Annotated in this window: 3 protein-coding genes; all 3 read left to right on the top strand. The window is 42.8% G+C overall.

Going from position 1 to position 11,698, the window contains the following annotated elements:
* The first annotated feature begins 115 nt into the window (after positions 1-115).
* The 3 genes from FK004_RS16595 to FK004_RS16605 are packed head-to-tail and all read left to right on the top strand — an operon-like array spanning position 116 to position 11,658.
* The gene (locus FK004_RS16595; protein WP_108738265.1) at positions 116-8,725 is read left to right on the top strand and encodes an Ig-like domain-containing protein; all 8,610 of its coding nucleotides are present in this window, start codon (positions 116-118) and stop codon (positions 8,723-8,725) included.
* Positions 8,726-8,775: 50 nt separating this feature from the next.
* Complete coding sequence (locus FK004_RS16600; RefSeq protein ID WP_108738266.1) at positions 8,776-9,708, top strand: PorP/SprF family type IX secretion system membrane protein; 933 nt, start codon at positions 8,776-8,778, stop codon at positions 9,706-9,708.
* Positions 9,709-9,723: 15 nt separating this feature from the next.
* Entirely contained in the window at positions 9,724-11,658 is a 1,935-nt protein-coding gene (locus FK004_RS16605; protein ID WP_108738267.1) for an OmpA family protein, read from the top strand.
* Positions 11,659-11,698: the final 40 nt, after the last annotated feature.

The following is an 11,698-nucleotide window of genomic DNA, read 5'->3' on the forward strand; positions in this document are numbered from 1 at the left end:
CCGCTTAAATTTTGGTATTATCGCTGTTAATGCCACAGTACAGCAAACAGTTTATTTTGACCAGCCTTCTCAAACGGGCGATATTTTTAACATTCGTCTAAAAGTAGATCCTTCATTGCTCGCTTTAGGCGTAGCGAATAATATCGATATTGTATCTGTTACTGAAACTGGAGAACAGGTCGTCAGCCTTAACTCTTTGCTCAATGTTGACCTTTTAGGGTTACTACAGGGTGGACAGGAAGCCGTCATCCCATTTATTCCCTCTTCCCCCACCAGCCGTATCCGGGTGAGTTACCGCTCTTTACTCAACATAAACCTCACCCAAAGACTGGATTTGTATGGAATCACGCGTACTCCCGGAGCCCCGGTTATCAATCCAGCTTCCCTGAATCCCGTAGTTTGTAGTGGACAAAGCGCGAGTATTATTGCAGCTACAAACAGTACTTCCCAGTTACGCTGGTACACTACACCAACAGGTGGCAGTGCGATTGGGCTGCCATTAGGCTCTGGTGCTACTTTTATAACTCCTGCCTTAACACAAACCACTACTTATTATGTTAGTGCTACAACAATAGGATGTACATTAGAATCACCACGGGTTCCGGTTACTGTTACCGTCATTACGCTACCAGTAGCTTCTGACATCACTATTCCTGCCACTGTAGCTGCCTGTAATGGAGAAGTTACTTTAGTCCCTCAAACATCACTACAAAACCCTACATTCCATTATTATACAGATCAACTCAAAACTACAGAAATCCTCACGGGCTATCCCGGAAATCCAGGTATTACTTATGTCAAAGATGCTACTACCGGTACACTTGCTATAAGCGGATTAACTGCTGTTAATACGCCGCAAACCTATTATGTCGCCGTGAGTACAAATGGAAGCTGTGAAAATGCCACTAACACACTTGCTCCGGTGACTGTCAATTATTTGGCTCCGGTAGCGCTTACTGTCAATGCGAATTTAGCAGCCTGTGGATCAGCAGATCTTGCCAGTGCTATTCTCAGTCTGGATACCAGTGGCACGACAATCTATACCTTTTATAATGCCTCTAATGTGTTGATACCAACACAGGATGTCACAACGATTACGACCAGCGGAACGTATTACATCCAGGCATCGAATGCCTCCGGAATATGTTCCTCACAGCGTCTTGCGGTTGCCGTAACTGTAAATCCATTACCTACGCTAACCGTTCCTACCAATTCATTTGTAACCAATGTGGGCAGTACGGTGACAATAGCTGCCACCTCTAACGGAACGCTGGCCTTTTACAATTCTTCAGGAGCTCTTGTAGGATCCAATACGGTCGGTCCGTTCCCCACAGCAGGAATTTATACTTACACTATCATTGCAACACTTGGGACCTGTACTGTTACTGAAAATGTCACGGTAACAGTGGTCGATCCAACAAGCTGTTTTCCACTCAGCAAACGCAACTTTGCCACTACACAAACTGATGGTACTATCATTACAGGTGGTGTTATGAATGGTGGAAATGCGGTGGATCAAAACATGCAAACGTATTCTACAGTAACTACCGGAGTAGGACTGTTGGGAATTGGAACTACATGGCAAACACTGCAATGGCCACAAACGATACCGGCAGGAACACCTGTTACTATTAAATTAGGTTCTGAATATAGCCTTTTGACATTATTAGGAGGGTATTCAGTAGTTGGAACTAAAAGAAATGGATCGGGAACTCCGGTTGAAATTGGCCCGATTCAGTCTATTTCAGGATCATTACTCAATTTACTACCGGGCCAAAACAGCTTTGAAGTCACTTTTGTTCCTTCCAATAATACAGGCCCTAAAGCTTATGATGGAGTACGTATCGTTATTGGTTCTGTATTAAGCGTTGCCCAAAGCGTAAAAGTATATGATGCCTATTATACCGAAGTAGCAACTTCTATTGCCTGCCAGAACGACATTGATGATGTGTTATCGGGAGTCGTTGATTTAGGTGTCGGTGCTGCTACTGCTACCGTAAATGTATTTGATCCTTTTAACGCAATAGATGGAAATACTGCTACTTTCGCAAAAATGACCTGTGGTGTAGGTGTATTGGCTGCCGCTCAAATGGATTTCTCTTTCGCTACCCCTTCGGTGCCAAATGATGTTGTTAAAATTATTGTCTCTAAAAATGCCACGCTATTAAGCCTCGGTTTACTAAGTGGATTTACGATTCAGAAATTTTTAGGCGATACTCCTGTGGGTGCCCCGATAGACAATTCCAGCAATTTGCTTACACTATCTTTATTAGGTGGCGGAGCGCAGGCACAACTCCTGGTTAATTCAGGCACTGCACCGTTTGATCGAATCAGAATCCGGATTGGTGGTGTCGCAGCCGTATTAAATGAACTTAACGTACACGAAGTCAGTCGTGCTGCGATCATAAAAATTAATAATAATTCTGATACTATCAATGCCTGTATCAATGAAGTTGTAACGTTGGCCGCTCCCGCAGACAATTGTACGACCTATGTTTGGTATGATGCAGAAACAGCCGGAAATATACTTTCTACAGGAGCTTCTTTTACTATCCCAGCCAGTTATGCTGCAGGAACCTACACTTTTTATATCCAGCCGGTACGGTATGGTTGCCAAAGTTTCTCCCGCACTCCTGTTAAAGTAATTGTGGGTGCGAATGCTCCTGCAAATGCGATTAGCACTATTACTATAAACGGTGCGACTGCTACTCAAATTTGTGCCCCAACAGGTGCCGTAGCATTAGCAGTACAATTGGCCACTACTCCTGTGCTTACTGCGCCAATTTTTGAATGGTATAGCTATGATGGTACTATCATGACACTTGTTCCTGGCCAAACAGCAGCAACATTACCCTTAACAGGATTGATTCCCGGCACTTATACCTATTATGTTGGGGTTCGTTCCAATGAATACTGCCCTACCGCAGCGGAAGACAGAAAACCAGTAACCTTTACTTTACTTCCTTTTTCTATTGCTTCAGATATTACGATTGATCCAGTGGCAATATGCCTGAATAATGATGCTGCACTTACGCCAAACAGTACATTAGTCGATCCCGTCTATACCTATTACCTCAGCAATGATAGCACTCAGCCTATAACCAGTGGACAAACGATTAATAATGCGCTTTATACGATAACTGATGGGACATTATCCATTTCAGGACTCTCTGCAACTAATAGCCCCTATACTTTATATATCGCTGTTGCAAGTACGACTACCTGTACCAATCTGGATGGGACTTTAAAAGCCGTAACCATAACGGTAAATAATACGGCAACACCTACAACCAATAACACGACACAACAATTCTGTGCCACTACCTTACCAACGGTGGCTAACATCCAGGTGAATGAAACCGGAGTAGTATTTTACGACGCAGCAACTGGTGGAGCTGTTGTAACGCCAACGACTGCCTTAGTCAACGGCACAATCTATTATGCATCGCTGACGGATCCAACCACAAACTGTGAAAGTAGCATAAGATTAGCGGTTACAGTCAATGTAAACGATGCCGCAACGCCATCCACTAACAATGCTACACAACAATTCTGTGCGAGCACTTTACCAACGGTAGCCAACATCCAGGTAAATGAAACAGGAGTGGTATTCTACGATGCAGCAACTGGTGGAAACATCATAACACCAACGACTGCCTTAGTGAATGGAACGATCTATTATGCTTCCCTTACCGACCCAACCACAAACTGTGAAAGCAGCGTAAGATTAGCAGTTACCGTGAATGTAAACGATGCCGCAACACCTACAACCAATAACGCGACACAACAATTCTGTGCCAGTACGTTACCAACAGTGGCTAACATCCAGGTAAATGAAGCCGGAGTAGTATTTTACGACGCAGCAACTGGTGGTAATATTGTAGCACCAACGTCTGCCTTAGTGAATGGAATGATCTATTATGCTTCACTTACCGACCCAACCACAAACTGTGAAAGCAGCATAAGATTAGCAGTTACCGTGAATGTAAACGATGCCGCAACACCAACCACTAACAATGCGACACAACAATTCTGTGCCAGTACCTTACCAACAGTGGCTAACATCCAGGTGAATGAAGCCGGAGTAGTATTTTACGACGCAGCAACCGCTGGAAATATCATAGCGCCAACGACTGCTTTAGTGAATGGAACGATCTATTATGCTTCCCTTACCGACCCAACCACAAACTGTGAAAGCAGCGTAAGATTAGCGGTTACTGTGAATGTAAACGATGCCGCAACGCCTACAACCAATAACGCGACACAACAATTCTGTGCCAGTACCTTACCAACAGTGGCTAACATCCAGGTGAATGAAGCCGGAGTAGTATTTTACGACGCAGCAACCGCTGGAAATATCATAGCACCAACGACTGCTTTAGTGAATGGAACGATCTATTATGCTTCACTGACCGATCCAACCACAAACTGTGAAAGCAGCGTAAGATTAGCCATTACAGTAAATGTAAATGACGCCGCAACACCTACAACTAATAACGCGACACAACAATTCTGTGCCAGTACGTTACCAACAGTGGCTAACATCCAGGTAAATGAAGCCGGAGTCGTATTTTATGATGCGGCAACTGGAGGAAACATCGTAACGCCAACGACTGCCTTAGTGAACGGAACAACCTATTACGCCTCAGTGATTAATACAGAAACAAACTGTGAAAGCAGCGTAAGATTAGCCATTACAGTAAATGTAAATGACGCCGCAACACCTACAACCAATAACGCGACACAACAATTCTGTGCCAGTACGTTACCAACGGTAGCTAACATCCAGGTGAATGAAACAGGAGTCGTATTTTACGACGCAGCAACTGGTGGTAATATTGTAGCGCCAACGTCTGCCTTAGTGAATGGAACGATCTATTATGCTTCACTAACCAATTCAGAGACAAACTGCGAAAGTAGCGTAAGATTAGCGATTACTGTGAATGTAAACGATGCCGCAACACCTACAACCAATAACGCGACACAACAATTCTGTGCCAGTACCTTACCAACGGTGGCTAACATCCAGGTAAATGAAACCGGAGTCGTATTCTACGATGCAGCAACTGGTGGAAACATCATAGCACCAACGACTGCCTTAGTCAATGGAACGATCTATTATGCTTCATTGACCAATACGGAAACAAATTGCGAAAGTAGCGTGAGATTAGCGGTTACTGTCAATGTAAACGATGCGGCAACACCTACAACCAATAACGCTACACAACAATTCTGTGCCAATACCTTACCAACGGTGGCTAACATCCAGGTAAATGAAACCGGAGTCGTATTTTATGATGCGGCAACTGGAGGAAACATCGTAACGCCAACGACTGCCTTAGTGAACGGAACAACCTATTACGCCTCAGTGATTAATACAGAAACAAATTGTCAAAGTAGTGTGAGATTAGCAGTTACCGTGAATGTAAACGATGCCGCAACACCTACAACCAATAACGCTACACAACAATTCTGTGCCAGTACGTTACCAACGGTAGCTAACATTCAGGTGAATGAAACCGGAGTAATATTTTATGATGCGGCAACTGGTGGTAATATCATAGCATCAACCACTGCATTAGTTAACGGAAACATCTACTATGCTTCACTAACCAATACAGAAACAAATTGTCAAAGTAGTGTGAGATTAGCGGTTACAGTCAATGTAAATGATGCCGCAACGCCTACAACTAATAACGCGACACAACAATTCTGTGCCAGTACCTTACCAACGGTGGCTAACATCCAGGTAAATGAAACCGGAGTCGTATTCTACGATGCGGCAACTGGAGGAAACATCGTAACGCCAACCACTGCATTAGTCAATGGAACGATTTACTATGCTTCATTAACCGACCCAACCACAAACTGTGAAAGTAGCGTAAGATTAGCCATTACTGTGAATGTAAACGATGCGGCAACACCTACATCCAATAGCACGACACAGCAATTCTGTGCCAGTACTTTACCAACGGTAGCCAACATCCAGGTAAATGAAACAGGAGTGGTATTCTACGATGCAGCAACTGGTGGAAACATCATAACACCAACGACTGCCTTAGTGAATGGAACGATCTATTATGCTTCCCTTACCGACCCAACCACAAACTGTGAAAGTAGCATAAGATTAGCGGTTACAGTCAATGTAAACGATGCCGCAACACCTACAACTAATAACGCTACACAACAATTCTGTGCCAGCACGTTACCAACGGTGGCTAACATCCAGGTAAATGAGACCGGAGTGGTATTTTATGACGTGGCTACTGGTGGAAACATCGTAACGCCAACCACTGCATTAGTTAACGGAAGTACCTATTACGCTTCATTAACCAATACGGAAACAAATTGTCAAAGTAGTGTGAGATTAGCGATTACTGTCAATGTAAATGATGCCGCGACACCAACGACTAATAACGCTACACAGCAATTCTGTGCCAGTACGTTACCAACGGTAGCCAACATTCAGGTGAATGAAACTGGAGTAGTATTCTACGATGCAGCAACTGGTGGTAATATTGTAGCACCAACCACTCCATTAGTCAATGGAACGATTTACTATGCTTCATTAACCGACCCAACCACAAACTGCGAAAGTAGCGTAAGATTAGCCATTACTGTGAATGTAAACGATGTGGCAACGCCTACAACCAATAACACGACACAACAATTTTGTGCCAGTACATTACCGACTGTAACCAATATCCAGATCAATGAAACTGGAGTAGTATTCTACGATGCAGCAACTGGTGGAAACATCGTAACGCCAACCACTGCATTAGTTAACGGAAGTACCTATTACGCTTCATTAACCAATACGGAAACAAATTGCCAAAGCAGTGTAAGATTAGCCATTACAGTAAATGTAAATAATGCTGCAACACCAACGACTAATAACCTCGCACAACAATTTTGTGCCAGTACGTTGCCAACGGTGGCTAACATCCAGGTAAATGAAACCGGAGTGGTATTTTATGACGCGGCTACTAGTGGAAACATCGTCGCACCAACCACAGCCTTAACTAATGGCTCAACCTATTATGCTTCATTGACCAATACGGAAACAAATTGTCAAAGTAGTGTGAGATTAGCGATTACTGTAACAATAAACAATGCAGCAACGCCAACGACCAATAACCTCACACAACAATTTTGTGCAAATACATTACCGACTGTAGCCAATATCCAGGTGAATGAAACCGGAGTCGTATTTTATGATGCAGCAACCGGTGGAAACATCGTAGCACCAACAACCGCATTGGTTAATGGAGCGACCTATTATGCTTCACAGGTCCTCGGTACTTGTGAAAGTACAATCAGGCTTGCCATCACCGTAACAGTAAGCAATGTGCCAACCCCAACAACAAATGACCTTACCCAGGAATTCTGTGCAGTTGATAATCCAACAGTAGCAGATATTCAGGTAAATGAAACTGGGGTTATTTTTTATACTGCTGCCTCAGGAGGTACCGTAGTAACTCCCGGAACAGCTTTAGTAAGCGGCACTACCTATTATGTGTCACTGACAAATGGAAACTGTGAAAGCGCTGTCCGATTGGCTATCAGTGTGCTTATAAACAATGCCCCTACACCAACTGCTACCAATCTTACACAGCAATTTTGTAGTGCCAATAACGCAACGGTATCCAGTATTCAGGTAAATGAACCTGGCGTGGTATTTTATACCGCCGCTACTGGTGGAACGATAATCCCTCCAGCTACAGCATTGGTCAACGGAACAATCTACTATGCTTCTTTAACCAATCCGAACACAGGTTGTGAAAGTTCTATAAGACTTGCCATTTCTGTAGCCTTAACCGGTGGCAGTACTTTGGCAGCAATCAGTAGCACTGATGATAGTAATGTTTGTGTATTCGAAGACGTTACTTATACCACTGCCCCAGGCATGACCGGTTATATATGGACCATTACCAATGGAACCATTACCGCTGGTGGAACAGCGACAGATAATTATGTAACCGTCTCCTGGGAGAATGTAGGGCCGGGATCCGTTAATTTATCCTATCAAAATTCCGGAGTTTGTAACACGATCAGTTCCGGATCAGTAGAGGTTGCCGTTACGAGTTGTTCAGATTTGACCATCACAAAAACAGTGGACAATCCAACACCGATGATTGATGACAATGTTGTGTTCACTATAACTGTAAATAATATAGGATTGGGCGAATTGACCGCTATTGTGGTTAACGAGCATCTTCCTTCCGGTTATCAGTTTATCAGTGCCACAGCATCCCACGGAAGTTATAATAACCTTTCCGGTTTATGGAACATTCCAGCGTTGGCTGCAAATACATCCGCTACCCTTTCGGTGACGGTGAAAGTACTGCTGCAGGGTGAATACCTGAATGTTGCCAGTGTGGAGAGTTCAAATCCAATCGATGCCAATCCGAATAACAATATTGCAGAAGCAACGATAGAACCTCTGTGCCTGATTGTGTACAATGAATTCAGCCCTAACAATGACGGCCAGAATGATTTGTTCCGAATTGATTGTATTGAGAAATATCCAAACAATAAATTAGAAGTGTATAATAGATATGGTTCATTAGTCTATAAAGTGAATAGTTATAAAAACGAGTGGGATGGCACTGCCAATGTGAATAGCCCAGTCGCTACGGATAAATTAGCCGCCGGTACATATTATTATGTATTGGATACCGGTACAAATATCATCAAAAAAGGGTGGTTGTATATTACCCGATAAGCGATGGATTCACACAGTATCTCGGAAACAATAACTAAAAAATTACACGTATGAAAATCAATATCAACACCATTATACTCTATACACTACTGCTCACCATAGGAGCAACAGTACGTGTACAGGCACAACAAGAACCGCAATACACACAATACATGTATAATACGATGTCCATCAACCCGGGTTACACCGGGTCTGCGGGGACACTTGAAGCCATCCTGATGCACCGGTCCCAATGGGTCGGTGTGGACGGGGCTCCACAAACCCAGTCATTCAATATTCATACTCCTATCGCAGATGAAAAGATGGGACTCGGATTAACGGCTGCCAATGATAACCTGGGGCCTTCCAATCAGGTTTCGTTGGAAGGGAACTTCTCGTATACCATCATGACAGGATACAATACCAAAATTGCCTTTGGGGTAAAAGCAGGGGCGCGAATGCTCAATATCGACTGGAGCAAAGGCCGTTTTTATGATGCTAATGATGTGCTTTTAAATACTAATGTGGATAACAAAATCCTGCCTTCTATAGGAGCAGGTGCTTATTTCTATTCCGACAAATGGTATGTAGGGCTCTCCGTTCCGAGTTTTATAAAAGGCGATTATTACAATGATGTCCGGGAAAGCGTGATTACCGAAAAACTGCAGTATTACCTCATCGGAGGGTATGTTTTCAATATCAATGATGATTTATTGATCAAACCTACCGTTTTGGCCAGGGCATTGAGCGGCGAACCGATTACTGTAGATGTGTCTGCCAATTTGCTCATCCAGAATACAGTCACACTGGGCCTCTCCTACCGCTGGGATGATTCCGTGAGCGGACTGGCAGGTTTCCAGATTTCGAACAGTTTTTTTGTGGGGTATTCCTATGATTATTCCGTTACTGATTTCAACAAATACAATGACGGCTCCCATGAAATCATAATCCGGTACCAATTACCACAAAAATCGACACGTATTAAATCTCCGAGATTCTTCTAATCTAAAAAACATCTTATGAAAAAAATAATTACTTTATGCCTTCTTTTAGTGTCGGTTATGATGTTTTCACAACAAACATTAAAAAAAGCCGATAAACTCTTTAACCAAATGGCGTACAAAGAGGCCGCAAAAACATACGAGGAATATCTGGAAAATGCTAAAAAACCTCTGGTTTCAGCGTATAGAAATGCCGCTGACTCCTATTATTTCCTCGATGATAATGTCAATGCACTCAAATGGTATAAAAAATTGTATCAGGTTCAAAACCAAAGCCTCACAGATGAGTATTTCAGGCGTTATCTCCAATCACTCAGAGGTGTAAGGGATTATGATACTGCCGATCAGCTCACCCGGGAATTCCTGAAGCAAAAAGGCGATGAAAAAGAAATTGAGCGCTATGTATCCCAGAAAAAATATGCCGACAGCCTCGAAAAAGCACCACAGCGCTATGCCATAAGAAATCTTGAAATCAATAGCCCCAATTCCGATTTCGGAACAGCTTTTTATGGAGATAAGGTAGTTTATTCCTCTACTAAAGATTCCATCAACTTCGATAGAAAGTTATATACCTGGAACGAACAGCCATTCCTCGATTTGTACATTACAGATCGGAATTCGGCTACTGGTGCTTTGTTTAATGAAACGTTCTTCCTGCAGGAACTGCGAACGAAATACCATACGGCAACCGTAACCTTCAGTAAAGACCTGAACACGATCTATTACACCACTAATACCCTTAAAAAGAAAAAATTACTCAATGATGCTGCAGGAACCAATAACTTTCACATCATGAAAGGTACTCTGGAAAATGGCAAAATTATAAAATCGGAATCTGTTCCTTTTAACAGCACCGATTATTCCGTGGGGCACCCTTCGTTAAGCCCGGATGGCAAATGGTTATTCTTTGCCTCCGATATGCCGGGTGGTTATGGCAGTATTGACATCTATGTGGTCGAATTATTCGATGATGGCACAATGGGGCCGGTGAAAAACCTTGGCCCTACAATCAATACTATCGGAAGGGATATGTTTCCTTTTTTCTCCAATGGAATCTTATATTTTTCTTCTGACGGCTATTATGGGTATGGCGGACTGGATGTCTATGAAAGTAACTTTTCCGGTAAAATGAATTTTTCAGCACCGCGAAGCCTTGGAAAAGTAATCAACAGCAATAAAGATGACTTTTCGTTTATTATTGATTCCACCGATACTTACGGGTACTTCTCTTCAAACCGCGCAGGCGGAAAAGGTGACGATGATATCTATTCATTTACCAAAACCAAAGCGGCCTGTGACCAATTGGTATCCGGGAAAGTAACGACTGTAAAATCAAAAGAGCCTGTAGAAGGTGCCACTATAAAAGTATATGATCTTTTTGAAACCGTAATGCAGCAAACTACTTCCGACAAGGAGGGAAATTATCATATTAGCCTTCCGTGTGCTGCTACGTATCGCTTAGAAGCATCCAAACAAAATTACAGTACCAAATCCCAGAAGATTACTACCGTGAAAGCCAACCCAGGAGAAATGAAAGGAGTTGATTTTGAACTGGATAAGCTGCAGGATCTTATTATACCAGATGGCGATCATGAAAAAATCGATATTAATACCATTTTCTTTGACTACAATAAGGCTACCATTACCCCACAAGCCACTGTCGAACTGGACAAAGTAGTCTATGCCATGACGCAGTTTCCTACTCTTAGGATTAAAATAGAATCCCATACCGATTCCAGGGGTAAAGATGCCTACAACCTGAAGTTATCCAATGAGAGGGCAAAAGCTACCGCAGCCTATATCTTTTCCAAAGGTATAGCCGAAAACAGAATTGAAAGTGCGATAGGATATGGAGAAACACGATTATTGAATACTTGTGGCAATCATTCCAAGTGCACCGAAGCAGAGCACAGTATAAACCGAAGATCCGATTTTATTATCGTAGCAAAATAAAGTTTAGTTTGTTTGTTAAAAGAGGTAAAGTGCCAAGCGC

Origin of the sequence: Flavobacterium kingsejongi, from assembly GCF_003076475.1 — a bacterium.
Taxonomy (GTDB): Bacteria; Bacteroidota; Bacteroidia; order Flavobacteriales; family Flavobacteriaceae; genus Flavobacterium; species Flavobacterium kingsejongi.

What these genes read in the sequence shown, in the direction of transcription:
- FK004_RS16600 (WP_108738266.1), top strand. Translation starts at nt 8,776, where the DNA reads ATGAAAATCAATATCAACACCATTATACTCTATACACTACTGCTCACC.
- FK004_RS16605 (WP_108738267.1), top strand. Translation starts at nt 9,724, where the DNA reads ATGAAAAAAATAATTACTTTATGCCTTCTTTTAGTGTCGGTTATGATG.